Annotated in this window: 20 protein-coding genes and 4 tRNA genes; 5 read left to right on the forward strand and 19 right to left on the reverse strand. The window is 62.1% G+C overall.

The features are described 5' to 3' along the window. Window positions 1-25: 25 nt before the first annotated feature. The 14 genes from ACUIAI_RS03390 to ACUIAI_RS03455 all read right to left on the reverse strand — a co-directional run bounded on the left by ACUIAI_RS03390 (window position 26) and on the right by ACUIAI_RS03455 (window position 13,954). A complete protein-coding gene (locus ACUIAI_RS03390; RefSeq protein WP_445342645.1) occupies window positions 26-1,402 on the reverse strand; it encodes a cell division protein PerM in 1,377 nt (458 codons plus the stop codon). Beyond that, window positions 1,399-2,322 (reverse strand): succinate--CoA ligase subunit alpha, encoded by a 924-nt coding sequence (sucD, locus tag ACUIAI_RS03395; protein ID WP_445342646.1) that lies wholly within the window; start codon window positions 2,320-2,322, stop codon window positions 1,399-1,401. The genes ACUIAI_RS03390 and sucD overlap by 4 nt, the downstream gene beginning before the upstream one ends. Beyond that, window positions 2,319-3,533, reverse strand: coding sequence for an ADP-forming succinate--CoA ligase subunit beta (gene sucC / locus ACUIAI_RS03400; RefSeq protein WP_313841980.1), 1,215 nt, complete (start codon window positions 3,531-3,533; stop codon window positions 2,319-2,321). Before sucC ends, sucD begins: the two co-directional genes overlap by 4 nt. Window positions 3,534-3,555: 22 nt before the next feature. Next, window positions 3,556-4,140, reverse strand: coding sequence for an adenine phosphoribosyltransferase (locus tag ACUIAI_RS03405; RefSeq protein ID WP_110412910.1), 585 nt, complete (start codon window positions 4,138-4,140; stop codon window positions 3,556-3,558). A 107-nt stretch (window positions 4,141-4,247) separates the two neighbouring features. Next, window positions 4,248-4,844: a preprotein translocase subunit YajC gene (locus tag ACUIAI_RS03410; protein ID WP_082067684.1), complete on the reverse strand. Its 597-nt coding sequence runs from the start codon at window positions 4,842-4,844 to the stop codon at window positions 4,248-4,250. A 66-nt stretch (window positions 4,845-4,910) separates the two neighbouring features. Next, a complete protein-coding gene (gene ruvB / locus ACUIAI_RS03415; protein ID WP_445342647.1) occupies window positions 4,911-5,987 on the reverse strand; it encodes a Holliday junction branch migration DNA helicase RuvB in 1,077 nt (358 codons plus the stop codon). A gap of 3 nt (window positions 5,988-5,990) precedes the next feature. Beyond that, the gene (gene ruvA, locus ACUIAI_RS03420) at window positions 5,991-6,602 is read right to left on the reverse strand and encodes a Holliday junction branch migration protein RuvA (RefSeq protein WP_445342648.1); all 612 of its coding nucleotides are present in this window, start codon (window positions 6,600-6,602) and stop codon (window positions 5,991-5,993) included. A 42-nt stretch (window positions 6,603-6,644) separates the two neighbouring features. Then, window positions 6,645-7,226: a crossover junction endodeoxyribonuclease RuvC gene (gene ruvC, locus ACUIAI_RS03425; protein WP_445342649.1), complete on the reverse strand. Its 582-nt coding sequence runs from the start codon at window positions 7,224-7,226 to the stop codon at window positions 6,645-6,647. A gap of 4 nt (window positions 7,227-7,230) precedes the next feature. Then, window positions 7,231-7,986 carry a YebC/PmpR family DNA-binding transcriptional regulator gene (locus tag ACUIAI_RS03430; protein WP_024627747.1) on the reverse strand — a complete coding sequence of 252 codons (756 nt, stop codon included), beginning with the start codon at window positions 7,984-7,986 and terminating at the stop codon, window positions 7,231-7,233. 61 nt (window positions 7,987-8,047) lie between these two features. Beyond that, on the reverse strand, window positions 8,048-9,334 hold the full coding sequence (locus ACUIAI_RS03435) for a glycosyltransferase family 4 protein (protein ID WP_445342650.1): 1,287 nt from the start codon (window positions 9,332-9,334) through the stop codon (window positions 8,048-8,050). Beyond that, window positions 9,309-10,319 (reverse strand): phosphatidylinositol mannoside acyltransferase, encoded by a 1,011-nt coding sequence (locus tag ACUIAI_RS03440; protein WP_445342651.1) that lies wholly within the window; start codon window positions 10,317-10,319, stop codon window positions 9,309-9,311. Before ACUIAI_RS03440 ends, ACUIAI_RS03435 begins: the two co-directional genes overlap by 26 nt. A 4-nt stretch (window positions 10,320-10,323) precedes the next feature. Further along, complete coding sequence (gene pgsA / locus ACUIAI_RS03445) at window positions 10,324-10,998, reverse strand: phosphatidylinositol phosphate synthase (RefSeq protein ID WP_445342652.1); 675 nt, start codon at window positions 10,996-10,998, stop codon at window positions 10,324-10,326. 3 nt (window positions 10,999-11,001) lie between these two features. Next, window positions 11,002-13,047: a threonine--tRNA ligase gene (gene thrS, locus ACUIAI_RS03450; RefSeq protein ID WP_445342653.1), complete on the reverse strand. Its 2,046-nt coding sequence runs from the start codon at window positions 13,045-13,047 to the stop codon at window positions 11,002-11,004. A 76-nt stretch (window positions 13,048-13,123) separates the two neighbouring features. After that, the gene (locus ACUIAI_RS03455) at window positions 13,124-13,954 is read right to left on the reverse strand and encodes a PAC2 family protein (RefSeq protein ID WP_045924425.1); all 831 of its coding nucleotides are present in this window, start codon (window positions 13,952-13,954) and stop codon (window positions 13,124-13,126) included. 162 nt (window positions 13,955-14,116) lie between these two features. Here ACUIAI_RS03455 and ACUIAI_RS03460 point away from each other — a divergent pair. The 4 genes from ACUIAI_RS03460 (at window position 14,117) to ACUIAI_RS03475 (ending at window position 14,486) form a co-directional block, all read left to right on the forward strand. Next, a tRNA-Gly gene (locus ACUIAI_RS03460) sits at window positions 14,117-14,189 on the forward strand. A 27-nt stretch (window positions 14,190-14,216) separates the two neighbouring features. Then, window positions 14,217-14,287 (forward strand) — tRNA-Cys (locus tag ACUIAI_RS03465). 23 nt (window positions 14,288-14,310) lie between these two features. Continuing rightward, window positions 14,311-14,382: transfer RNA gene (locus tag ACUIAI_RS03470), tRNA-Val, on the forward strand. A gap of 31 nt (window positions 14,383-14,413) precedes the next feature. Next, a tRNA-Val gene (locus ACUIAI_RS03475) sits at window positions 14,414-14,486 on the forward strand. A 559-nt stretch (window positions 14,487-15,045) separates the two neighbouring features. Here the strand turns inward: ACUIAI_RS03475 and ACUIAI_RS03480 are convergent. From ACUIAI_RS03480 to uppP, 3 genes are all read right to left on the reverse strand, one after another. Next, the gene (locus tag ACUIAI_RS03480; RefSeq protein WP_046322910.1) at window positions 15,046-15,699 is read right to left on the reverse strand and encodes a helix-turn-helix transcriptional regulator; all 654 of its coding nucleotides are present in this window, start codon (window positions 15,697-15,699) and stop codon (window positions 15,046-15,048) included. 729 nt (window positions 15,700-16,428) lie between these two features. Further along, window positions 16,429-19,878: an RCC1 domain-containing protein gene (locus tag ACUIAI_RS03485; protein ID WP_445342654.1), complete on the reverse strand. Its 3,450-nt coding sequence runs from the start codon at window positions 19,876-19,878 to the stop codon at window positions 16,429-16,431. Between the two features lie 250 nt (window positions 19,879-20,128). Further along, complete coding sequence (gene uppP, locus ACUIAI_RS03490; RefSeq protein WP_445342656.1) at window positions 20,129-21,004, reverse strand: undecaprenyl-diphosphatase UppP; 876 nt, start codon at window positions 21,002-21,004, stop codon at window positions 20,129-20,131. Window positions 21,005-21,149: 145 nt separating this feature from the next. On the opposite strand from uppP, the gene ACUIAI_RS03495 reads away from it, so the two are divergent. Then, window positions 21,150-21,944: a fructosamine kinase family protein gene (locus ACUIAI_RS03495; protein WP_445342657.1), complete on the forward strand. Its 795-nt coding sequence runs from the start codon at window positions 21,150-21,152 to the stop codon at window positions 21,942-21,944. Between the two features lie 10 nt (window positions 21,945-21,954). Here ACUIAI_RS03495 and dnaJ read toward each other — a convergent pair whose 3' ends face one another. Then, entirely contained in the window at window positions 21,955-23,091 is a 1,137-nt protein-coding gene (gene dnaJ / locus ACUIAI_RS03500; RefSeq protein ID WP_445342658.1) for a molecular chaperone DnaJ, read from the reverse strand. Window positions 23,092-23,175: 84 nt separating this feature from the next. Next, window positions 23,176-24,249 carry a heat-inducible transcriptional repressor HrcA gene (gene hrcA / locus ACUIAI_RS03505; RefSeq protein ID WP_110412922.1) on the reverse strand — a complete coding sequence of 358 codons (1,074 nt, stop codon included), beginning with the start codon at window positions 24,247-24,249 and terminating at the stop codon, window positions 23,176-23,178. Window positions 24,250-24,277: the final 28 nt, after the last annotated feature.

Raw genomic sequence — 24,277 nt, forward strand, 5'->3', positions numbered from 1 at the left:
CCGAGGCGCCCCGCCACCTTCGGACCTACTTGCCTGGTCTGCGGGTGGACGAGACCTGTCGTGGTGTGTCTGCTCGGTCGGTTGCCTTGGGCTCCTTTCCCTCCTGACCGCGTGATTGGTTGTGTTTTTTCTTGTTTTCCACCTGGGCGGAAGTCTTTTTGGCGTCTGCTTGGCGCAGATAGTCAATCAGGACGTCCTTGATGATGATCAGGGCGGCGATGACAAGTGCCAGCAGCCATATTCCCAGCAGGCCGACCCCCAGGGAGGTCCCGATCATGCGCAGGGAGGAGGCTATGGGCACGCCCACTCCGGCCAGTCGCTGGCGGCCCAGGGCCCCGTTGGAGAGCTGGAAAAGCAGGGCAAGACCGAGCAGGGCGAACATCCAGGCCAGGACCATGGCCAGGGTTGCCATCAGGAAGCAAACTGCGGTATCTCGGGATTTCAGACCTGCTTGGCGCACGGCAGCGTGAATTCTGACACCCCAGGGCCCGGTCAGCAAGAGAATGCCGACAACCACTCCGGCCAGCAGGGGCAGGTTGAGCAGGAGCAGACGAACCCCCTGCCGGGAGACAGGCTCTGGGAAAAGCCCAAAGAGGGGCAGCGAGGGCAGGCTTGAGGCGTGTCCGGACCAGAGGGTGAAGGCGGCCAGCTGGCCTATCTTGAAACCGTCACCGAAGAGCCAGGAGGCAGCCCAGACAATCAGATTGGGCAGCCAGGCCAGGGACGCCAGGCTGGTCGTCACAGCCGAGGCGGTGCCCATACGTGTCAGTTTGAACAGGCGGCCCACGTCTCCGTGATAGAGAACAATCCAGACGATCAGGGCGATCAGGCCGGCGGCCAGCATGGCAGCCAGGAGGATCAAGCCGGCCGTGAGCCCGAGCCGGATGATCCTGCGGACCTGGACCGGCAGAACCTCTTCAATGCGTCTGGTGAAAGCCTGGCGGAACGGTTCAGAGCGGACCCAGGCCCAGCCGTAACCCAATAGGAAGACCAGGCTGGTCCGCAAAAGAATGACCGGGGTGGTGTCCACCTGGATGGTCTGGCTGCCCTGCATGAGGATGAGGCTGCAGAGCACCCAGACGACCAGGCCGGCAATGCAGCCGCCGACGGACATGCCCAGCCGACTGACCAGGGAGCGGATCATCCAGATCAGCAGGCCGGTCAGCAGCAGGGGGATGATGGTCAGGGTCAGGGCCCCGGCCGTGAACCCGCAGCCTTGAGTGAGCAGGGTGATGGTTTCTGTCAGGGCCACGGTGGCCATGGACAGGGAGGGCCCGCCCTCCTCGATGGAGATGATGAGCAGGAGCAGGGCCATGCAGGCCCCGAGGGCGACAGTGTAGATAAGTATGGCTAGGAAGGCCTCTAGGGCCCCCCGGAGCCATACTTTCACCCTGTCGGTCATATGATGGCATGCTCCCGTAGCAGGTCGAGTGTCAGCCGGGCGGTCTCGCCGGGTGTAGTGCCCACCTGGATGCCGACGGACTCAAGCACTTCCTTCTTGTCTGCAGCCGTGCCCTTGCCGCTCGAGATGATGGCTCCGGCGTGGCCCATCTGCTTGCCCTCTGGTGCGGTGAAGCCGGCGATATAGGCCACGATGGGCTTGGTCATGTGGGTGGAGGCCCAGCGGGCGGCCTCCTGTTCAGCCGAGCCGCCTATTTCGCCGATCATGACGCAGGCCTTGGTTTCGGGATCGCGGTTGAAGGCCTGCAGAGCCTCCAGCATGGTAGTGCCCACAATGGGGTCGCCGCCGATGCCCAGGCAGGCGGTGAAGCCGATGGAGGACAACTCCCCCATGAGCTGGTAGGTCAGGGTGCCGGACTTGGAGACCAGACCCAGCGGGCCGCGACCGGCGATGCCCTGTGGGATGATGCCCAGGTCTGCCCCGACGCCGTTGGACCGGTCGGACATGGTCATCAGCCCCGGGCAGTTGGGGCCGACGATGCGGCAGCCGCGTTCCCTGGCCAGGGCCACGCAGTAAGCGGTATCGGCCACGGGAATGCCCTCGGTGATGACCACGATCAGGGTGATGCCGGCCTCGATGGCCTCGACCATGGCGTCCTTGGCGAATCTGGGCGGGACGAAGACCACGGAGGTGCGAGCCCCGGTCGCCTGCCGCGCTGCTGCGCAATCGGCATAGACGGGCACATGACGAGCCTGGCCGTCAGGGCCGTCAAAGTCGACCCTGATTCCGGCCTTGCGGGCGTTGACCCCAGCCTGGATGTTGGTGCCTGCCGCCATCATGCGGGCCGTGTGGACCATGCCCTGGCGACCGGTCATGCCCTGAACCATGACGGGGGCGCCGTCTTCAACGAAGAGGGTCATCGTCCCGTCTCCTTTCCTGCCTGGGCGGCCAGGGCCACGGCCTGGTCCGCCGCCTCCTCCATGGTGCGGGCCACCTTGAGCCGAGGCTCTTGGGCCTTGGCCAGCAGGTCCAGTCCCTCGGCAGCCTCATTGCCGTCGAATCGGACCACGATGGGCCGGTCGTCGTTCTGGTCTTGCTCGCCCGCAGCGTTCACGGCTGCCAGGATGCCCTGGGCCACCTGCTGGCAGGAGGTGATGCCTCCATAGACATTGACCATGACCGAACGGACCTTGGGGTCGGAGAGGACCACGTCCAGGCTGGTGCGCATGACCTCGGGCGAGGCGCCGCCGCCGATGTCAAGGAAGTTCGCGGGTCCAACAGGAACGCCCTGCCGGCGTCCTGACCCAGCCACGGCATCCAAGGAGCTCATGACCAGTCCTGCGCCGTTGCCGATGACGCCTACCTGGCCGTCCAGATGGACGTAGTGCAGGCCTGCGGCCTTGGCCTTGGCTTCCAGAGGGTCGACCTGCGCCGGGTCCGTGAACCGTTTCCAGCCGTCGTGCCGGAAGGCCGCATTCCCGTCCAGGGAGATCTTGGCATCGAGGGCGTCCAGGTGCTTGGTGGCCTCGTCGTCCGGGTCGCCCACCTTGGCCAGGGGGTTGATCTCGACCAGGGTCGCGTCGCTGTCCTGGAAGGTGTGCCACATGCCCAGAAGAATCTGCGCGGCCTGCTCCAGATCCGCATGGTAGAAGCCGATGCGCTCGGCCATGGTGCGGGCGGCCTGCCTGTCGAAATCCTCCAGGGGGCCGATGTGCAGGCGCCGGACTGATTCAGGGTGCTCGCGGGCGATGGTCTCCACCTCGGTGCCGCCGCTGGCCGTGGCCAGGACATCGTAGTCCCGGGAGGTGCGGTCCACCGAGATGGACAGGTAGTACTCGTGCAGGATGTTGCGTGCCTCGGTGACCAGGATTCCGCTGACCGGATGGCCATCGATGTTCATGGGCAGGATGGCCTCGGCCAAGGCTACGGCCTGATCGTGATTCTCGGCTCGCTTGACGGCTCCGGCCTGTCCCCTATGGCCAATGGTGGCCTGGCCCTTGATCATGCATGGGTAGCCGATGACGTCGGCTGCCTGGCCGGCCTCTTCTGCGGTTGAGGCATAGACGGCCCTGGGTTGGGAGATGCCATGTTCAGCGAGCAGCTGCCTGGCCTGGTATTCGTACAAATCCATGGTGAAGGTCCCCCAATCGTGCTCAGGCAGGCATGTTCATCAGGCAGGTGACCGGGTAGGCACCCAGGGCCTTGCGACCGTCCAGACCGTTGAGCTCCATGACGAAGCTGAAACCAGCCACCTGGCCCCCGGCCTGCTCCACCAGACGTGCTGCTGCCTGGGCGGAACCGCCGGTAGCGATCAGGTCGTCGACAATCAGGACCCGCTGGCCAGGGCGCAGGGAGCCCTGCTCGATTTCGATGCGGGCGTTGCCGTATTCGAGGGCATACTCCTGGCTGTAGGTGGGCTCGGGAAGCTTGCCGGCCTTGCGCATGGGCAGGAAGCCCTTGCCCAGATCGGTGGCCAGCTGGGGGCCGATCAGAAAGCCGCGTGCCTCAAGCCCGGCCACCAGGTCGAAGTCCTCCGGCTTGACGGGCAGGGTGCGCTTCATGGCGTCGAGGATGATGGCCAACCCTCTGGGATCCGACATGGCGGGGATGAAGTCCCTGAAAAGGATCCCCTTCTTGGGAAAATCCGGAATGGTACGGATCAATGAGATCAGATAAGCGGCGTCATCATCGCCCACCTGCTTAAGTTCTCCAACCTTGATATCGTCCGATTGAGCCATGATCTTCTTTCTGTTTTGCTCCTTGGAAGTGGTTGCGGGGCCATCATACGCGCGCCGCGTTTCCGTTCGGAGTCAGCCTGACGGGAGGTGTGCCGCGCGTATGAGGTTCAGGACTTGGTGGAAGTCGAATCCGAAGTCTTGGAAGCCTTGGCAGCCTTGGACGCATCCGATTCGTCAGTGTCATCGGACTTCTCCGCAGTCTCTTCCTTGTCCGATTCGTCTTCAGGATCCGGCTGGGTATCCGACTTAGCCTCGGCATCATCCTTGCCTTCTGAGGCGGCAGAGTTTTGGGCGGCAGCATCATCGGCGGCGGTTTCCTCACCGTCGGCATTGTCGCTGGCTTTGTCGTCTTCTTCAGCGGCGGTGACCTCGGCGGGCGCATCCGCGTCCTCGGGCAGGGGGTTGCCGTTTTCGTCAACCTCGTCATCGTGGATGTATGCCGGAACGATGGGCGGCTTGGTGATGGCCTGGATGCGCCAGCGGGACTGCGAACCCTCGGAGTCGATGACCACCTGTTCCTTCTCCAGGTCCACGGAGACGACCTTGCCCAGAAGGCCCGTGGTGGTGGCTACCTCGTCACCGGGCTGCAGGGACTGGCGGAAGTCCTGGACCGCGGCCTGCTGCTGCTTGCTCTTGCGGGAGCTTCCCCACATCATGGCGATCATCAGGGCGATGATGACGATCATGAAAATCATGGATCCCATGGCTGTTTCCACTCCTTGTTTCGGCGGGTATCAAACGGCGATATGCATTGCTGCGAAGACCCCAGTCTAGAACAGCTTCATGACATCCTCGGGCGGTTTGCGACCCAGGTGCTCCCAGGCCTTGGTGGTGGCCACACGCCCCTTCGGGGTGCGTACCAGGAAGCCCTCGCGCACCAGATAAGGCTCACAGACCGTCTCGACCGTCTCGGCCTCCTCGCCAACCATGGCGGCCAGGTTGTTCAGGCCCACGGGTCCGCCGTCGAAACTGTCGACGATGGCCTTGAGGACGGCCAGATCCAGACGGTCCAGCCCCTCGGAGTCGATCTGGTAGAGGGACAGGGCCTGCTTGACGTCATCAGGGCCGACCTGGTCAAGATCGTGGACTATGGCCCAGTCGCGCACACGACGCAACAGGCGGTTGGCGATCCTGGGCGTGCCACGGGAGCGCAGGGCCAGCTGGTGAGCTGCGTCATCCTGCAGGACGATGCCCAGGACCTTGGCCGACCGCTCGACTAGCTTCTCCAGCTCATCCTCCGGGTAGAAGTCCAGGTGGGCGGTGAAGCCGAAGCGGGCCCGAAGGGGCGAGGGCAGCATGCCCTCACGGGTGGTGGCGCCGATGACCGTGAACCTGGGCAGGGTCAGCGGAATGGAGGATGCTCCGGGACCCTTGCCCACCATGACATCCACGCGGAAGTCCTCCATGGCGATGTAGAGCAGCTCTTCGGCGGCCCTGGGCAGGCGGTGGATCTCGTCGATGAAGAGCACCTCTCCGGCCTCCAGGGAGCTCAGGATGGAGGCCAGGTCGCCGGCATGCTGGACGGCCGGCCCCGAGGTGACGCGGATGGGCACCTCCAGCTCGTGGGCGACGATCATGGCCAGGGTGGTCTTGCCCAGGCCTGGAGGGCCCGCCAGAAGGATGTGATCGGGGGCCACGTCCCGCTTTTTGGCGGCCTTCAGGAAGAGGCCCAGCTGGGCCTTGAGCCGGGGCTGTCCGATGAATCCGTCCAGGGTTTCCGGACGCAGCTCCTCGTCGCTGACCGGCTCGCCTTCGATGGGCTTGGCCGAGACCATCCGCAGGGATTCCTCCTGGGCATCGCCATTCTGGGAGTCGATGTACCCGGTGGACATCTGCTTGTCAGCCATGGGTCAGCGCCCCCTGTCCAGCCGGGTCAGGGCCTGCTTGAGCACCTTGGGAATGTCGGCCGGCTGCAGGGGCAGGGTGTAGCCGCCCTCGCTGCAGGTCTGCTCCACGGCCTGCTCGGCATCACGCTGCAGCCAGCCCAGGGAGATCAGTCCCTCGACCACCTGGTGGGCGCCGTCGTCGGTGTGGGCGGGTCCCTGTCTGCCCGTGCCGGCATCCAGATCCAGCTTGCCGGAGAGCTCGAGGATGATCTTTTGAGCGCCCTTCTTGCCCAGGCCGGGCGCCCGGGACAGGGCCGCAGCGTCGCCGTCGGCCACGGCCTGGGCCAGCTGGTCCGAGTTCAGGGTGGCGAGTATGGACAGGGCCACGCGCGGTCCGATGCCGCTGACCTTCTGCAGCTGGGCGAAGAGGGATTTCGACGTGCGGCTGAGGAATCCGTAGAGGGTCAGTGCATCCTGGGTCAGGGAGAGGGACGTGTAGACAGTGACCGTGGATTCGGCCCGCATGGAGGCCAGGTCCGACTGGGGCATGCGCACCTCGAAACCCACCCCCGAAACATCGATGACGGCGGAGCCCGTTTCGATGGCGGCCACCCGCCCGGTCAGCATTGCCAGCACTTGATCACCCCTCGATGGAATCGAACGTCTGTTCGAATCAGCTTACATGTCTCGCTGGACTCCCCGATGCTTGCCGTACTTTGCAGAGGCTTCGGCCCACTGGCGTTGGGCCTGGGTCAGATGCTCCTCGCGTTCCCCGCCCTGGATGGCCCCGGCAGGCCGTAGGGCATGGCAGATGGCCTGGGCAAGAGCGTCGGCTGCATCGGCGGGCTTGGGCAGCTGGTTGAGCCCCAAGATGCGGGCCACCATCCGCTGCACCTGGATCTTGTCGGCCTGGCCATTGCCGGTCACGGCCATCTTGGCCTCGGTAGGGGTATGCAGGGCCACGGGAATCCCCCGCTGCGCCGCCCCCAGCATGGCCAGCCCCGCCGCCTGAGCGGTTCCCAGCACGGTGTTGTGGTTGGACTGGGCAAAGACCCGCTCGATGGACACCACGTCGGGGCTGAAACGGTCCAGGGCGGCCGTCAGCCCCTGGTAGATGGCCAGCAGCCGCAGGTCCTGGCTCTGTTCGGGGTCCGAGCGCACGACGTCCACATGAACAAAGGAAAGCCGGCGCGATGCACCGGCTTCAATGACGCCGACGCCGCATCGGGTGAGCCCCGGATCGACGCCGAGAACGATCATAAAGTCACTCGTCGTCCAACTGGGCCATGACCTCGTCGGGCGCAGTCCAGTTGCTGTAGATCTCCTGCACGTCGTCCAGGTCGTCCAGGTTGTCGATCAGCTTGGAGACCTTGCGGGCGGAGTCCAGGTCCAGGGTGACCTCGCTCTTGGGGTTGAGGACCAGGTCGGCGGAGTCGTAGTCCATGCCGGCGTCCTGCAGGGCCTTGCGGACGTTGACCATGTCGCCGGGGGCAGTCAGCACGGTGTAGCTCTCGCCGTTGTCCTGCACGTCCTCGGCACCGGCCTCGGCGGCCTTTTCGAAGACCGTATCGTAGTCCAGTCCCTCCGAGGGGACGATGATCTGACCCTTGCGCTCGAAGTTGAAGCTGACCGATCCGTTCTGCGCCAGGGAGCCGCCTCCCTTGGTCAGGGTGGAACGGACCTCGGCGGCCGCGCGGTTGCGGTTGTCGGTCAGACACTCGATGATGATGCCCACGCCGGCAGGAGCGTAGCCCTCGTAGACGATGGTCTCGTAGTTGGCTGCTCCAGCCTCCTCGCCCGAGCCGCGCTTGACGGCCCTGGTGATGTTGTCTGCGGGCACGGAGGACTTCTTGGCCTTGACGATGGCGTCGTAGAGGGTGGGGTTGCCGTCGGGGTCACCGCCGCCGGTGCGGGCAGCGATCTCGATGTTCTTGATCAGCTTGGCGAAGAGCTTGCCACGCTTAGCGTCGATGGCTGCTTTCTTGTGCTTGGTGGTCGCCCACTTCGAATGCCCTGACATATGTCTCCTGACGGTACGAATGCGTAAACGAATGGAATTCTAGTTCCGCTCTTCGACAATTTTACGGGTTTTCAGGCCCTTCCGTTGGGGCTTCATCGTAAGGAGAACCAGCCTTCCGACCCACCAGCCTGCCCAACAGGCCCCGGCGATGATCGGGCCGGGCTGCCAAGGCCTGGGCGTAGACATCCAGGACCTGGTCGGTGACCCGCTCCCAGTCGTAGTCGCTGGCCCGCCGCATCCCGCACGAGGCCAGGTTCAGGCGGGCAGGTCGGTCGTCCAGCAGTTCAAGGACCGACCTGGCGCAGTCCTGGGGGTTTCCGGTGGCGAACAGACGCGCGCTGCGGCCCTTCTGGGAGACGTCCTCGAAGGCTGGCAGGTCCGAGGCCACAACCGGGCATCCTGCCGCCATGGCCTCAACCAGCACGATGCCAAAGCTCTCTCCCCCGGTCTGCGGGGCTACATACAGGCCCAGGCTGTGGTAGAAGGAGGCCTTGTCCTCGTCGCTGATCCGACCCAGGAAGGTGAAGTGCTGGGCCAGTCCGGGATCGGCGTCCTCAAGTATTTTCCGTGCCTCTGCTTGGCCGTCCCCTGCACACAGGAAGCGGGCTCCGGGCACGCGCTGCAGAATGGCAGGTGCGGCCTGGGCCAAGATTTTGAACCCCTTGCGCTCCTCCTTCATCCGTCCCAGGAATCCGATGGTGGGTTCACGCTCGCTCCCCTGCCATTCCGGGCGTGGACGGGCATTGCGCAGGGCACTGGTCTCGATACCGTTGGGGATGATCTGACTGGGTATGCCCGGATCGAGCAGATTCCGGGCGTTCTGCATGGCCGAGGGGCTGACGAAGATGGCCTGGCTGATATTGGCCAGGTATCGGCGCAGGTAGCGTCTGGTCAGCCTCAGGGCCAGCGGGGTCGAATCGAAGGCCGCATGGAAGGTGGCCACATAGGGGCAGGGAATGAATCCGGGCCTCAAGGGCTTGTGGCTCAGGGATGGCACCTCGGGCTCGTGCAGGTGCAGAATGTCGAAGTGGCCCTGCCTAACCCACTGCCGGGTCTTGTGACCGGCCACGCCGAAGTAGCTCAGGTTGGCCACGGATCCGTTGTAGGGGATGGAGAAGGAGGAGCCGGTGGTCTGCACCCAGAGGGGCATGTCCTGGGTGCGTCGGCCCGGGGCCAGAACCTGCACCTGGTGGCCACGGTCCATAAGATGCCTGGCGAAGTCGCGGATGTGCAGTTGGACGCCACCCGGGGTCTCGAAGGAGTAGGGCGAGATGATCCCCACTCGCAGAGGCGCCTTGATGGCGGCCCGTTCTTGCTCCTGCTCAGGCCTTTGCTCGGGTGCCTTCATGCCCGTCACCTCTCTTGTTTTTGGATGCCTGGGCCAGGATGAAGTCCGGCAGGTCGTGCATCCGGGAAAGATCCAGATCCTCAAGGAAAATCGGCTGGAGCATGTGCCAGTCCTCGGGATGCTCGCGAATACCCTGGGCCCACTGGTCCACCCAGGCCTGGGTCAGATCGTTGATAGCCTGCTCCCGGGGCATGTCCAGGTAGGTCTCGATGGCGATGGGCCCGTCCACCTGGCAGACATAGCCGTAGGGGGTCTTGGCCTGCCGCCGGCGCTTCCCCGTCAGCTTTTCCCTGTGCATATTCACGGTATAGAGGGGCAGACGGGCATCCAGGGCTATGACGGCAGGACCTGCGGCCACGCGAATCCAGGAGTTGAAGGCCTTGACGAAGACGCCTCGGCGGCTTAGATCCCGGTCGGCCAGTAGGGGCACTACCTGGTCAGGCTTCCGCAGCAGGGTTGTCAGACGGCCGATGATGTCCGGCTCACCGGTCAGCAGGATGTTCATGCCTAGGCGGCCACGGATGTCCGCAAAGGTTTTGAGCATCCCCTGGTCCCGCAGTCGCTCGGCCACCGTGGTGACCTGGCCGACCGTGGAACAGGCCCAGAAGCCTGCGTAGTCCCAGTTGCCCTGGTGGCCCATGCCGATGGGCAGGGAGCGCAGGCTGATATCGGTCTTGGCCGGATCCGGGTAGGCGTTGCCGCCACCGTGTATGCGTGCCAGCAGCTGCTCCTTGGTGCGTGCCCCCACGGTCAGTGCCTCAACGAAGTAGACAAAGTAGGAGCGCATGCCCTGGCGCGAGGTGCGCCTCAGACTACGACGGTCGGCCTCTGGCATGACATGAGCCAGGTTGCGCTCCAACTGTCTGACGCCGCCTATCCGAAAGAGCCAGCAGAGGTCGGCTGCCGCCAGGAAGAGGCCGCGTAGCAGCCGCTCGGGCACTAGGCGCGCGTGCTGCGCCAGAAAGATGAGCAGTCGGTCCGGCATAGGCTCACTCGTGGTTGGGGTTGGCAGGCTGTGGGTTGCGACTCATATCCTTGGCGACGTGGCTGATCCGCTGCCAGACAGTGACGACGCCCAACAGGGCCAGCAGTACCAGGAAGCAGCTGAGCACGGCCAGGGGCAGCCCGGCCCCGGTCAGGGCCATGCCCACCAGGATGATGACCAGCCGGTCCGATCTGGTGGCGATGCCGTTCTTGGCCTCGAACCCCTCGGCCTCGGCCCGGGCCCGGGCGTAGGAGGTGACGAAGGAGGTCATGATGGCGAAGAGGGCTGCAGCCATGCCCACCTGGGCCCAGATGTCGGGACCCTGGTGGCTGCCATCGGCCACCCAGGCCAGCTCGTGGCGGCGCAGGTAGATGATGACCCCGGTCAGGACGGCCCAGTCGGCTATCCGGTCAAGGGTGGAGTCCAGGAAGCCCCCGAACTGGGTGCCACCGCCGGTCAGTGCGGCCACGGAACCGTCCAGGGAGTCGAAGGCCACCAGGATGGCCAGGACGATGGCCCCGGGCAGGAGCCAGCCGGTGAACCCGGTCGCGATGGCTACCAGTGTGGTGCCTACGGCTCCGCTGATGGTGACACCGTTGGCGCTCACGCCCAGACGAACCAGGCCGCGGGCGATGGGGGCGATGATGCGCTTCCAGGGGCGCCGTAGATGTTCGAACATTGGTCAGTCCTGACTGCAGGAGGTGTTCGCTCGGAAGTCGTCTGCCGAGTTGATCTGGGCGCGGACCTTGATGGCCTCGTTGATCCAGGCGCGGGCCTGCTCCACAGGCACCCCGTTGAGCTGGCTGCCGTCGCGGAAGCGGAAGGAGACCGCGTTCTTGGAGGCATCCTCCTCGCCGGCGATCAGGATGAAGGGGGCCTTGGACTTGGCCGCGTTGCGGATCTTCTTGCCGAAGCGGTCGTCGGAGCGGTCGATCTCGCAGCGGACCATGTCGTCGCGCAGCTGGTCCAGCAGGTGCTCCAGGTGGGGGGCGAACTCGTCGGCCACGGGCACGGCCTGCACCTGGACGGGGGCCAGCCAGGCCGGGAAGGCGCCGGCGTAGTGCTCCAGCAGGATGGCGAAGAAGCGTTCGATGGAGCCGAAGAGGGCCCGGTGAATCATGACCGGCCGCTGGTGGGAACCGTCGGCGGCGATGTATTCCAGCTGGAAGCGCTCGGGCAGGTTGAAGTCCAGTTGGATGGTGGAAACCTGCCAGGTGCGCCCAATGGCATCGCGTGCCTGGACGGAGATCTTGGGGCCGTAGAAGGCGGCGCCTTCGGGGTCGTCAACCAGTTCCAGCCCGGAGTCCTTGGCCACCTCGGCCAGGGTGTTGGTAGCTTCCTCCCAGACCTCGTCGGAGCCGACGAACTTGTTGGGATCCTTGGTGGACAGCTCCAGGTAGAAGTCGTTGAGGCCAAAGTCCTTGAGCACCTTGAGCACGAACTGGAGCAGGTTGGTCAGCTCCCCCTTCATCTGGTCTCGGGTGCAGTAGATGTGGGAGTCGTCCTGGGTCAGGCCGCGCACGCGGGTCAGGCCGTGGACCTCGCCGGACTTCTCGTAGCGGTAGACGGTGCCGAACTCGAACAGCCGCAGGGGCAGCTCCTTGTAGGAGCGCTGCCGGGACTTGAAGATCAGGTTGTGCATGGGGCAGTTCATGGGCTTCAGGTAGTAGTCGAAGCCTTGGCGGGTGACCTTGCCGTTGGCATCCTTCTCCTCATCCAGGTGCATGGGCGGGTACATGCCGTCCTTGTACCACTGCAGATGGCCCGAGATCTCGTAGAGGTGGCCCTTGGTGATGTGCGGGGTCTGCACAAAGGAGTAGCCGTTGCGCCGGTGCATCTGGCGGGAGTAGTCCTCCATGACGTTGATGACGGCCGCGCCCTTGGGGTGGAAGACGGGCAGTCCGGGCCCGATCTCATCAGGGAAGGAGAAGAGGTCCATCTCGGCGCCCAGCTTGCGATGGTCGCGGCGGGCGGCCTCCTCCAGACGGGCGGTGTAGGCCTTCATATCATCCTTGTTGGCCCAAGCAGTGCCGTAGATGCGCTGGAGCATGGGGTTCTTCTCGTCCCCGCGCCAGTAAGCGGCTGCCGTTCGCATGAGCTTGAAGCAGCGGATGTAGCGGGTGTTGGGCAGGTGGGGGCCACGGCATAGGTCCTTCCAGACCGTGTTGCCCTCGCGGTCCAGATTGTCGTACATGGTCAGCTCGCCACCGGTGGCCACCTCAGTGGCTTCCTCACTATTGATCTCGGCCTCTTTGGCTCCGATCAGCTCCAGCTTGTAGGGCTGGTCGGCCTCCTCCTTGCGGGCCTCCTCCTCGGTCACCACGCGACGACGGAAGCTCTGGGAGGACTTGATAATCCGCTTCATCCGCTGTTCGATCTGCTTGAGGTCGTCGGGGGTGAAGGGCTTTTCCACGTCGAAGTCGTAATAGAAGCCATCCTTGATGGCCGGGCCAATGCCCAGCTTGGCGTCCGGGCGGATCTCCTGAACGGCCTGAGCCATGACGTGGGTGGCCGAGTGCCGCATGATGGCCAGTCCCTGGTCGCTCTCCAAGGTGATGGGCTCGACCTTGTCGCCCTCGTGCAGGGGTGTGTAGAGGTCGCGTGGCTGCCCGTTGAGGTCGACGGCGATGATGTCCTTGTCGTCAGCAAAAAGCTGGACGCCAGTCTGATCCGCCGCCACCTCCTTCCGTTCGCCCTTGACGATGATGGAGATGCTCGACTGTGTCATGAATGCCGTCCTTGCTATCGGAGCCCGCGTTACAGGGTGCAGGCTGGACATGGTTATCGAGCCATAGCCTAGGTCGTCACTCAGACAAGGAGGGGCCTTTGTTGCCCATGGAGCGCAGATAATCCTCGGCTTCCCGGACCAGCTCTTCGGCGGCCGGCTCGTCCACCTGGGCCTGGTCGACGTCCATCTCCAGACGGTGGACGTAGTTGGCCAGGTCGTCGTTGCAGCGCAGCAGCATTCCGGCCTGGGCCTTCCACTCGGCGGCCTTGCGGGGCAGCTCCCCCTCGTCAAGGTGGACGCCAAGCATGGCCGAGAGCCTTTGCAGCAGCTGCAGGGTACCCTGGGCGCACTCGTCGCTGCCCAGGTACTGGGGCACGGAGACCCAGATGGACTCGGTGCTGTAGCCGTCCTGGGTGGCCAGGGCATCCAGGACGGTGGGAATGCCTATGGGGCCGGAGTGGCCGTCGGTGTCGGTTTTGGGCTGGTCGCCGGCCAGGTCGTCGATGGGCAGGGGCCTGGTGTGGGGGCAGTCGGCGAACATGGCGCCCAGTGTGATGATGGCCTCCGCCTCGTCGTCTTCGGCCCAGTGGATGCTGCGCCGGCAGAAGTCGCTCCAGTGGTAGTTGGGCTCCGGGCCCATCTCCAGCAGGAGGGTGTGGGTGTCATCAATCCGCACCCGGTAGATCTTGGCGGAGGGCCAGATGATCCGCCGCCTGCCCTGCACATGGCAGAGCATGGGCCGTGACATCTGGTAGTCGTAGAACCCGTCGCCCGGAATGCTGCCGATTTCGTGGGACTCGTAGACGTTCAACAGGTGGCGGATGACGTTGGTCGAGGCTGAGCATGCATCGTTCCAGCCATCGAAGGCGGCCACCATGGTGCAGTGCTGCCTGGCTTCTTCACTCATACCTCTCACCCTACCGGTAGGAAGCCTTGTATTGCGCGGCTTTGCCATCAGCGGAGGGTGGCTTTATGACGCGGCGACACGCGCTTTTTGCCAAGTGCGGAGGTCTACGCTACAGTAGTGCAACGTGCTTCGGCAGTCACCACCACGGTGAAGGTTGAATGTGCGGGCATAGCTTAGTTGGTAAAGCGCGACCTTGCCAAGGTCGAGACCGCGGGTCCGAGTCCCGTTGCCCGCTCGAGGTTTCGAGCAGTTTAACCAATACGGTGGGTTAGCCAAGCGGTTAGGCAGCGGCCTGCAAAGCCGTATAGACGAGTTCGACTCTCGTACCCACCTCTCTCTCGAAACGAGAATGACCCGGGCGGTTGGCGCAGAGGTAGCGCACTTCCCTGACACGGAAGGGGTCACTGGTTCGAATCCAGTATCGCCCACGAGGATCACTTCGGTGGTCTTTCCTAATCCGGGCGATTGGCGCAGCGGCTAGCGCACTTCGTTCACACCGAAGGGGTCGCAGGTTCGATTCCTGCATCGCCCACCTGGATTTTCTCCCTACCCCCCCCCCTATCTTCCATCTACGGATAGTTCTTAGTCAGCGACTGTCATTTTGCGAACTTTCTGAATGCTCGATAATCCCTCACCAGTCATTCCCCCGGCAAAGATGCAAGTAATAAATTATTGTTACCAGCATGACCGAAGTTTGCTGTTTATGCTTAATTACAGTGGCTGTCTACCGGTTTTCGTGGCGGATAGCGAACGAAGTGTTGAGTATGTCCGGGACCTTGTGATAATTTGCTCTTAGCAGCAGGTCGGGGGACCTGTCAGAAACGGGAGTACCTGATGCATCCTTGAAGAGGTGATAGCATGAAGAAAGGCCTAGGCCAATGAGGGCACGTGTCTAGCCTGGCTGAATCTGCAATGCACCCCAGCTCGAGGAAACTGAGGGCTCCCTGTTTTACCTATGTGATACTTGCGTGGTTTGTATGTATGGCCACGTTCCGGTTGTCGCCAATGGCGGCGGCCGTGCTGTAAAGCTCCTCCGGCGGCACAGAAATATACCCCCCTCTCCTGCCGCCGGAGGTCTTACTTTTTAGCCCTTATTTCAGGGCTTGCAGGTACCGGTAGAGGGTGGGAATTGATATCTTGAGCTCAGGGGCTACGATTCCCACCGCGCCTTTGATGAGGAAGATGCCCCGGTCCTTGATGTTGCGAATGATCTCCAGCCTGTCCTGCTTGGTCAGCTTGTCCATAGGAATGTTGAACTGGCGGACCTCATCTCTGGTAATCCTGCGAATGTTCTCCGCGGGCTCCTCGCTCACGTGGCGGCGGGAGGTCTCAGTGGAGATCTGCACATCGTCGGAGTCGATTGAGGACAGCGTCTGCAGCACATGGGCAGCCTGCTGCAACTCGGTAATGTTGATGCTGATGCAGAGCAGACCAATGACGGTCTGATCCCGGTTGCGGACCAGATAGGAGGAGACGCGAAACTCGTGCTTGTTCAGCCGGCGCCCTCTGTAGTCGGAGACGAAGTCGGCCCCGTCCTGGTCGGCCCGTATGGCCAGTTGTCGGGTCTGGTCTGTGACTGCGTCGCCCAGGGAGCGTCCGGAGAGCTGGCCGTTGCGGATGAAGACGATAGAATTTTCCGGGCGTGTGATGTCATGCACAACAATCTCGGCCATGGGACCGAAGGAATCGGCTATGAATTCTGCCAGGGGAAATACCTCTTCAAGGTTGTCTACTGTGAAATGCATGGCTGATCCTCAACATCCTAACAGGGCGGCTTGCAACCACCGGTTGGTGCTGCGGGAAGCGAAAGGTATTGGATGGCGTGATATGGTCCATCACCTCCATACCAGCCAATCGGCCTCCTCTAATCCCGTATATTAGACCTTCTTTTGTGCACTTCAGTCCTTTACATACGACCTATTGAGACCGCAGGAGTGCTGAATTGCCGAATGAATTTTCATGGTAACGCAAGAAGGCGGCTGAATCTTGCTTTTCGCAAACTCGGCCAGTCGTCCAGACTTAACTTCATAACCGAGCTGTTTCCCATGGATTAAGTATGCCAGAACGAGATTGGAAGCCTAGTAATCACGGAAAACCGAGGGTCTTTAAAGCCGAGCATCATTTTCTGATGCGTGCCCAGGACAAGATGTAAGAACAATGTGAGACTGATCACGTGTCATAGTATCGGTGAATTTTCATAGACACATTGCATTGGGTTCTGTATAGGTCTGTTCGTTATGAAAGAACGACAACAGCCGACTTGGCTTGAAACTATGGATTCCTATGCAGGTCGCCCATGTTTTATCTAGATCTGGGCACCTGCCCGGCTGAGCTTCCTATTTCTTGAGGAAAACGTAGTGTGTGGGGGGTGGGAGGTATGTCGGCTCGCTTGGGGATGAGCCTTATGTGACACATGCCTCCTTATGCCCCCCGTAGGGCCGCAGCTAGGGGGATTAATCTGCCCGCGGCCCGTCTTACTCGTGTGAAGCGTATAGAAGTAGATGCTGTTCTCTTCGGTGGCGGCGTGAGGCCAGGACTCCACCCATGCTGGTCGTGCCGGCGGCAAGGGCGAGTAGAAAACCTTCTCCGCCGGCGCTAGGGAGCACGCCAGCAGGTGTGTACGGCGTATACGTATAGGTAAGGGAGGTGTATGGCTTCTGGGCTATGTCGCCTAGTTTGTAGTCAACGCTAACCTTGACCTGGCCTGGTTCATGTGCAGGCGTGACCACGGTGACACTGTTGCTGTTGCTGACAGGGGTCAGATCGGTGGCAGGACTGGTATCAAAACTGACTGCGGTAATTACTGGCTGCGACGGGAACATCACCGGCACAGGTGCCAGACTCTGATTTCCTGCGTCAGGATTGCCAAGAACTCCATATCCCTCTCCCCATGCTTTTGCGTTCCCGTCTGCGTCAATAGCTAGCGCGTGACCTTCTCCTGCGCTTACTTGAGCGGCATTCAGCCAGGGGCCAGCCGAAGTCTCGGATTGCGTGGAGTCTAGCACCTTTACAGGGGAAAGCCGATCGTTGGTAGTATTGTCGCCGAGCTGACCATCTTCATTGTTTCCCCATGCCCAGGCGTTACCGTCATTGTCGATAGCCAGCGAATAATTCGTTCCGCCGCTAATTTGTACGACATTCAGTACTTTACTGACATCATTTGGGTCCTGAATTTGCACGGGAAGGTCCGAATAGCCACCCTTGGTGCCATTGCCGAGCTGACCATATTCATTGCTTCCCCATGCCCAAGCATTACCATTCGAGTCAATAGCCAGTGAAGTCGTCAATCCGGCGCTAACCTGCGAAACTTTAACGGTGCCAGTGTTCTTAGGAAACTTAACCAATATGGGATTAGGGTTCTCATGCCAGTCGGTCGTAGTTCCGTTGCCGAGCTGACCATCACTGTTCTGTCCCCATGCCCAGGCGTTACCATTTGTATCGACTGCCAGCGAATGCCTGTCTCCGGCGCTTACCTGCACCGCACTCGTTGTATTACTGGGGAATAGCACCCGCGTAGGATACCACGAGTTGTATGTACTACCTTTACCAAGCTGGCCATATGGATTTTGTCCGCATGCCCAAATGTTTCCATTTTTATCGACAGCTAGTGAAAAAGCCGGTCCAGCACTCACCTGTACAGCAGCCAGTCCCTTGCTAGAATTATTGCCATCGTGCATGCGCACGGGAACAGATGAACGATTCTCATATCCTTTTTCATTGTTACCGAGCTGGCCAAACGCGCCATCTCCCCAAGCGTACACGTATCCGTCACTGCCCAAAGCCATCGAATGGTCTTCTCCGGCGCTGACCTGCACGTAGGTAAAATCTGTCGGCGCGCCTATAGGCTTTTTCACCTTGACCGGCGTAGTCCGGCTGATTTCCGTCCCGTCGCCGAGCTCGCCGTACATGTTGTCCCCCCAGGCGTAGGCGTTCCCGTCACTGCCCACAGCCAAGGAAAATCTACCGTAAGTTGCTGATGCGCTGACCTGGTTGAATTTGATGCCACTGCTGCTGTCTGGCGGTGTGATGACGGTCTGTTGCCCGCCTAGCTGGCTGCCCTTGTCGGGGTTGATGCTCCATGTGTTGTTCTGCTTGTTGGGTGTCCATTTGGCAGTGAGGGTGAGGTTCTCGGTGACGGGCTTGCTGAAGTTGTAGGCGACCTCCCCAATGAACCACCCATCGAACTGGTAGCCATCACGTACGGGGTCGGGAGAAGGCCGTTTCACCCTGCCGTATGGGTAGGAGACACTCTGATCTCCGGGTTTGGTGCTTCCGCCGTCCGTCTCGAAGGTGACCTGGTAGGTGGAGACTTTCCGGGCGTTCCGTAACAGCGGCTGGTCGACGGTATAGTCCAGGCTTCTGGTGAAGGGCTGGCCGTCCTGCCTGCCGGCGAGTGTAATAGCGGCAGGCCCAGGCTTGTGCGCGGATGTCTGCACTTGCCAGGCGTCGCCGGTCTTGGTGAGTTTGAGTGGCTCGCTATCCAAGTTGGCTGATTCCACGGTGGGTATCGTGGTGGTGTTGATTCTTACCGGTTTGCTGGACTGACCCTGCTCGTCAAGGTTCCACTTGGACATTTTCCCCTGCCGGTCAACTGCTGTGATCCAGTTTTCGGAGGTTACAGCCTGCAGATACCGCTGGTTCCCTCTGTCCGCGCGCACAGGCGTCTCACGAGGCTGCCAGGTCCAAAGGTGGCCTTTGGAATTAACAACAGTTGCTTGTGTGGCATCACTGTTTATGGTTGTGGCGGCAGAACTGTCGGGCAAAACCAGTAGCTCTGGTTGGGGCTGCCCGTTATCAAGATAGCTAATTTGACCTGATGAGTTTAAAAGCACAAAGCCATGAACCATGGCCGATATCTGGGTAACACGATTGGCAAGCTTAATAGGTTGGATCTGATCCGTATTGGTTGCAGTTGGCTTGCAAATCCAAACGTTACCCTGACGGTCCAAGGCGAGAAGATGATCAGCGTTGCCTATTGCCTCAACCGCTAAGGCCTGTCTGGGCAGGCTTATAGTTTTCACTGCAGACTTCCAAAATAGTTTCTGACTGTTTGACTCCACCTGACTAACCCATGTGTGGATATGGCCCTCTTGATCCACTGCCATGAGGCGGTCATTGGTCATGGCAATGCTGGTGTAGGTTGTGGAATCTGCGTTAAGTAACGCAGGTGTATCTCCGCTCTTTCTCCAAGCGTAGATGCGGTGAGCCCGGCTCAAGGCCGCGTAGCCGTTCTCACCAACGACTCCCCTTATGAATCGTACGTCGCCTGACTCACCTTGGGGCGACGGCACCTGAGCAGGCATCTTAGCGTTCGATGTCCACGTGAACAGACGTCCATCGCCTGTCACACCAATAACTCTGTCAGCATGTGCTTCCAAAGCGCTGAACGAAGGCGAATCTGCACTTGGTGGTGAAATGGTTATGCTGGTGCCGCCGGAAGCCGGACCATGGTCGGGACTCAGAGTCCAATCAGTAACCGCGGTCCACTTGGCCTTTAAGGTGATGTCTCTGGTAATCGGGGTGCGGAAATCCATGATTCCGTCATGCTCCGCCCAGCCGTCAAAACGATAGCCGTCACGCTGCGGATTGCGAATAGGCGGTGACGCCAAGGAACCATCCGGCACAGTTACGCGTTCTGCTTTGCCTCCATTGGCAGAATCAAATACCACGGTGTGGGAATCGCCAGTAGCTGACTGGGTTTTAGCATCCTCGTGGGAATTGCTCGGAGTTGATTCCGGTGTTTTGTAAAGGTCTGTTTGAGATTGAGCAGGCGACGGTGAAACAGATGAAGTCGTCAGCGGCGACGGAGAAGGCAGACTAGTAGGTTGTAAATTGCTAAGCGAACCGTTATCTACCGGATCGGTATAGCGACCCCCCCCCCCGTTGACATCTGAGTCGGAGGCGAAAACGGTGCCGGCAGCCATGCCGGTCAGAAGCAGGGGTATCAGCACCAATGTTGATATGAGTGACCGAAGACCAAACCTATGACTGCGAGAATCAGCAGACGTAGACGACGAAACCACTTCAAACCTCCCCAAAACTCATGATGCCTTATTTACCGCAGACCTTATAGAGGCCTGGACTGATTCCACCCCTAAGAACCATGGACAACATGCAAAAAAATATTATCACGCATTCAGGAGAGCGTCGAATTCCTCGGCAGTTCTTGCAGGCTCAGTTGGCCGCCACGCCGCCTACGGCGGGCAGGGCGCCGACCATAAGCATGATGGCAACAAAGATGGCCAGGCCGATCCGGTAGATGACGAATCCCCGGTAGGAGAAGCGCGAGACGATCTTCAAAAAGGCGATGATGACGATGTATCCCAGCAGGAAGCTGACAATGGTGGCGCAGATGGTGGCTCCCCAGCCGGGGAAGGCGGCGTCCGCGTTGATGTTCTTCAAGGATTTTACCGTCTCGAGGATGCCGGCACCGAAGACGGCGGGGATGGCCATGAGGAAGCTGACCCGGGTGGCGGACTCGCGGGTATAGCCCAGGGCGCGGCCGAAGGTCATGGTGCCGCCCGAGCGGGATACGCCGGGGATCAGTGCCAGCATCTGCCCGATGCCAAAGAGCAGGGCGTCCCGGGCGTTCATCTGGCGGATCTCCTTGTTCTGGCGGCCGTGGCGGTCGAAGTAGTCCAGCAGGAGGCCGAAGACGATCAGCACCACCACGGTGATCCAGAGGTTGCGCAGCTTGGTTTCGATTATCTTCTGGAAGAGCAGGCCCGCCACAACGATGGGCAGGGTTCCCAGAATGATGTACCAGCCCAGGGCCGCATCATGGTCCTTGGAACCCATCCGCTCGCGCCAGGAGGAGCCGTCCTTGCCGGTCAGGCAACGGAACCAGTGGGTCAGTATGCGGGCAATGTCATGCCGGAAGTAGAGCAGGACCGCCAGCTCGGTGCCGAATTGGATGATGGCTGTGAAGGCTGCGCCCGGGTCCTGGCCCAGCAGGCCGCCCACAATGCGGATATGGGCGCTGGATGAGACGGGGAAATACTCCGTCAGGGCCTGCACCAGGCCGAACAGAATGGCTTCGAAGAAATTCATGGACCCCTCTTGCTATGTCGGACAACAATGGCAAGCATAGCCACCGCGCAGGGCAGGAAGAACCAAGGGCCGGGCATGTCTCGCAGAATGCCCACAATGGATCTTGTCGGAATCGACGACTCGACGAATAGGGGTGTGGATCATCATGGCCAAGACCTACAGAAAATCCAGGGGCGGGGCCCCAGCGGGATTCTTCGAGTGCGAGGGGCGCGGGCTTCAATGGCTGGGCCAGGCCCAGGCGCAGGGCGGTCCCCGGGTGGTGGACGTCTACGACTGGGGCCCGGACTACCTGGACATCGAGGAGGTGACCTCCGCCTCCCCCACGCCTGGCGCGGCCTACCGCTTCGGCGCCCAGCTGGCCCACATGCATGATGCCGGGGCCGACCACTTCGGCTCCGCGCCCGAGGGCTACACGGGCACCTGCTACTTCGGACCCCTGCAGGATCCGCTCCCCATGGACGTGGGCGCCTGGGACGACCCGGCCACCTACTGGGCCGAGGGACGGCTGGAGCCCATGGTGGGCATGGCCATGGATCGGCGCGCCCTGAACCGCGAGGACATGAAGATGACCGAAGAGGTGATCCAGGCGCTGCCGGAGCTGCTGGGCGCGGCCGCCAATGACAAGCCCGCCCGGGTTCATGGGGACCTTTGGAGCGGGAACGTCATGTGGACCAGGAACGACGGGAACACCCAGGCCGTCCTGATCGACCCTGCGGCCCACGGCGGCCACCGCGAGGAGGACCTGGCCATGCTGCAGCTGTTCGGCATCCCCTACCTGGGGCAGATTCTGGACGGCTACCAGAGCGTGCATCCCCTGGCGGCCGGCTACCAGAACCGGACCACGCTCTGGCAGCTCTACGCCATCGCCGGGCACTGCGCCTTCTTCGGCGGCGGCTATGTGAGCGAGTACCGGTCCATGTGCCGGTCGCTGCTGGGCTGACTCAGCCGACTCAGCTGAAGATGTCCTTGAGCTTGCCGAAGATCCCCTTGCGGCCCCCGGCTCCGGCAGGCTTGGCACTCTGCGGGACCTGTCTGGCCTCGGAGTCGTGGCTGTTGGCGAAGTCCTCAATCAGGCGTCGCTGATCGTCGTCCAGCTTGGTGGGGATCTGGACCAGCACGTGGACGATGATGTCGCCGCGCTCCTCCCGGTTGCCGAGCCTGGTTACTCCCAGGCCCTTGATGGTGATCTCCTGGTCGGGCTGGCAGCCGGCGGGGATGTCCACCTGACGCTGGCCGTCGAAGGTCTCCAGGTCGACCTGGTGGCCCAGCACGGCCCAGGTCATGGGCACGGCAATCCAGCAGTGCAGGTCCTGGCCGCTGCGGGTGTAGTGCTTGTCGGGCTTGATGGTGATATCCACGTACAGGTCGCCGGCTGCGCCGCCGCCCTCGCCCACCTCGCCCTGGGAGGCAAGCCGCAGCCGGGAACCGTCAGCCACGCCTGCGGGCACGTTGACGCCCACCTCGCGCCGGGTGCGCACCCGGCCGTGGCCGTTGCAGACCGGGCAGGGGTGTTCGATGATGGTGCCGTGGCCCTCACACCGCTCACAGGGGGCCTGGCTCATCATCTGACCCAGCAGGGTTCGCACCACCTTCTGGGCATAGCCCTTACCGTTGCAGACCGGGCAGGTCACCGGGGAGGTCCCCTTCTGGGCGCCCGAGCCGCCGCACTCCTGGCAGAGGCCATAGGTGCTGATGGGGGTGCGTACCACGCCTCCAAAAATGGCGGTCTTCATGTCCACGGAGACCTGGGCCAGTGCGTCCCGACCGGGCTGGGTGCGCGGAATGGGCCCCTGGGTGGTGCCTCCGAAGCCGCCGCCGAAGAACTGGTTGAAGACATCGCCCATGTCGAAGGGGCCGTTTCCCTGGGAGGCCTGGGGGTCGTTGGGATCCACGCCCGCGTCGTACATACGCCGCTTCTCAGGATCGGAAAGCACCTCGTAGGCGCTGTTGACCTCCTTGAACTTGTCCTCATATTCGGGCCCGGCGATGTCCGGGTGGTACTTGCGGCTCATCTTGCGATAGGCACGCTTGATGTCCTGATCGCTCGCGCCGCGGTCGACTCCCAAAACCTCGTAGTAATCTGCCACCGATCATCCTTTTCGTTTGATGCCCTCTCGACCTATAGTTGCATGGGCCCACGATACCTATGACTTGTGCCGTTGCCTTGACGGTCACGGCTCCCCGTCGCCGGCCAGAAAACCGGTCAAGTAAGAGGCCACGGCACGAACCGCGCTCATGGTCGCTGGATAGTCCATATGGGTAGGCCCGATGGAGCCCACAAATGCGACCGGCTCGTCGGCCTCGGAGCCGTCGGTCTGCCTGGCCCTGGCGTGCCCGTATCCACTGGTCACCACAGAGGCATGGACCAGTTCTGGAGTCCGGGTCTCGGTGCCGATGGCCACGCTGACCCCGTTACTCTCGCGGGAAAGCTCGCTCTGGGCCCGCATGAGCCGCATGAGCACCACCTGCTCCTCCAGGGCATCCAGCAGTGAACCCAGATCCCCCAGGGAGACGGCCTGGCTGTGGGTCAGCTGGGAGGTACCGGCCATGTAGAGGCCGCTGGTCTGCTCCCGGGTGGCCATCTCGTCGAAGACCGTAGCTACCAGGCACAACATGGACTTGTCGCGGCCTTCGGTAAGGGAGTCGGCCAGCATTCGGCAGCGCTCAGCTGCGCGGTCCAGGGGCAGATCCTGGCACTGCCTATTGATCTGGTCAGACAGGTCTGCCAAGGCATTCGGGTCCTCCTGCAGGGGCCCATGCAGGGTGCGCTGGACCACCCGGCCGGTGTCGGTGATGACCACCATAAGTACGGTCCCCCGGCTCAGTCCTATAAGCTCGGCCCGGCGCAGGTTGGAACTGGCCAGGGAGGGTGAGGCCACCACGGCGATCTGCCCGGTGATTTGGGCCAGAAGCTGGGCGGCGTGCTGCAGGGTGTCCTCCAGGTTGACCGACCCGGAGAGAAAAGCGTTGATCCCCCGGCGCTGGGCGGCGGACAGGGGCACGATGGTGGCCAACCTGTCGACGAAGTAACGGTAGCCCTTCTGGGTGGGGATGCGGCCGGCCGAGGTGTGGGGCTGGACCAGGTAGCCCTCATTCTCCAAGGCCGCCATGTCGTTGCGCACAGTGGCGGAGCTGACTCCAAGCTGATGATTTCTGGTGAGCGAACCCGACCCTACCGGCTCGCGAGAACGAATATAGTCCTCGACGACCGCGCGCAGCACCAGCATGCGTCTGGTATTAGGCAATGTCGCTCCTTCCGTCATGGTTTCATTA

The organism is Bifidobacterium sp. ESL0827, from assembly GCF_052606685.1.

Bases quoted from the DNA above. Each gene is read 5' to 3' on its own strand.
- ACUIAI_RS03390 (WP_445342645.1), bottom strand. From the start codon at position 1,402: ATGACCGACAGGGTGAAAGTATGGCTCCGGGGGGCCCTAGAGGCCTTC.
- sucD (WP_445342646.1), bottom strand. From the start codon at position 2,322: ATGACCCTCTTCGTTGAAGACGGCGCCCCCGTCATGGTTCAGGGCATG.
- sucC (WP_313841980.1), bottom strand. From the start codon at position 3,533: ATGGATTTGTACGAATACCAGGCCAGGCAGCTGCTCGCTGAACATGGC.
- ACUIAI_RS03405 (WP_110412910.1), bottom strand. From the start codon at position 4,140: ATGGCTCAATCGGACGATATCAAGGTTGGAGAACTTAAGCAGGTGGGC.
- ACUIAI_RS03410 (WP_082067684.1), bottom strand. From the start codon at position 4,844: ATGGGATCCATGATTTTCATGATCGTCATCATCGCCCTGATGATCGCC.
- ruvB (WP_445342647.1), bottom strand. From the start codon at position 5,987: ATGGCTGACAAGCAGATGTCCACCGGGTACATCGACTCCCAGAATGGC.
- ruvC (WP_445342649.1), bottom strand. From the start codon at position 7,226: ATGATCGTTCTCGGCGTCGATCCGGGGCTCACCCGATGCGGCGTCGGC.
- ACUIAI_RS03430 (WP_024627747.1), bottom strand. From the start codon at position 7,986: ATGTCAGGGCATTCGAAGTGGGCGACCACCAAGCACAAGAAAGCAGCC.
- ACUIAI_RS03435 (WP_445342650.1), bottom strand. From the start codon at position 9,334: ATGAAGGCACCCGAGCAAAGGCCTGAGCAGGAGCAAGAACGGGCCGCC.
- ACUIAI_RS03440 (WP_445342651.1), bottom strand. From the start codon at position 10,319: ATGCCGGACCGACTGCTCATCTTTCTGGCGCAGCACGCGCGCCTAGTG.
- pgsA (WP_445342652.1), bottom strand. From the start codon at position 10,998: ATGTTCGAACATCTACGGCGCCCCTGGAAGCGCATCATCGCCCCCATC.
- thrS (WP_445342653.1), bottom strand. From the start codon at position 13,047: ATGACACAGTCGAGCATCTCCATCATCGTCAAGGGCGAACGGAAGGAG.
- ACUIAI_RS03455 (WP_045924425.1), bottom strand. From the start codon at position 13,954: ATGAGTGAAGAAGCCAGGCAGCACTGCACCATGGTGGCCGCCTTCGAT.
- ACUIAI_RS03480 (WP_046322910.1), bottom strand. From the start codon at position 15,699: ATGCATTTCACAGTAGACAACCTTGAAGAGGTATTTCCCCTGGCAGAA.
- ACUIAI_RS03485 (WP_445342654.1), bottom strand. From the start codon at position 19,878: ATGGCTGCCGGCACCGTTTTCGCCTCCGACTCAGATGTCAACGGGGGG.
- uppP (WP_445342656.1), bottom strand. From the start codon at position 21,004: ATGAATTTCTTCGAAGCCATTCTGTTCGGCCTGGTGCAGGCCCTGACG.
- ACUIAI_RS03495 (WP_445342657.1), top strand. From the start codon at position 21,150: ATGGCCAAGACCTACAGAAAATCCAGGGGCGGGGCCCCAGCGGGATTC.